General features: G+C 42.3%; 1 pseudogene. It reads right to left on the bottom strand.

Annotation, left to right across the window (positions count from 1 at the left end):
• A pseudogene (locus tag RW114_RS20835) lies at positions 1-666 on the bottom strand (hypothetical protein); the annotation flags it as partial.

The raw sequence follows: 666 nt of genomic DNA on the forward strand, positions 1-666 counted from the left end.
TTTATGTTCTCGTAAATGTCGGGTAACTTTTACCATCTTCCATGCATGGCTCATGCCCCAGTAATAAAGCGCAAAAACGATAATAAACGAGTAGAACATAACCCAGTCAGGGGCATTAAACATAATGTCTCCCGCTATCCCTATTACGGCCAAGGACGTGGTAAACGATAAAATGATGAATAAAATCGCATATCTGCCATAGCCGGCAACCTGGAGAATATGATGGAAATGTTCTCTGTCAGGCGCAAATGGCGACCGTCCTTTTCTTATACGACGTATTATGATACATAATGAATCTAAAACGGGTGCCCCAATAAGCCATAAGACGGTAACAGGCGAAAAAATTTTATTGTCGCCCTGCGATGCAGAAATGACCAGCCAGCAAATGGTAAAACCAAGCAACATGCTGCCCGTATCGCCGAGAAATGCCGGTGCTTTTTTTCGTCCTGGAAGGGGAAGGTTAAATAATAAAAATGCGGCTGTAGCCGGAGCAAGAATGAAACAAAATAGCAAAGAGTTGGTGGAATTATAAATAATGCACAAAATCGACAGTAGAAAATAGATGATTAATGAAGTACTGCCGGCTAAGCCGTCAACGCCATCAAGCATATTGAAGGCGTTGATGCCACCTACAATGGCAAACACCGTAAACAAGGTTGAAAACAT

Origin of the sequence: Methylobacter svalbardensis (assembly GCF_037671525.1) — a bacterium.
Classification (GTDB): Bacteria; Pseudomonadota; Gammaproteobacteria; order Methylococcales; family Methylomonadaceae; genus Methylobacter_A; species Methylobacter_A svalbardensis.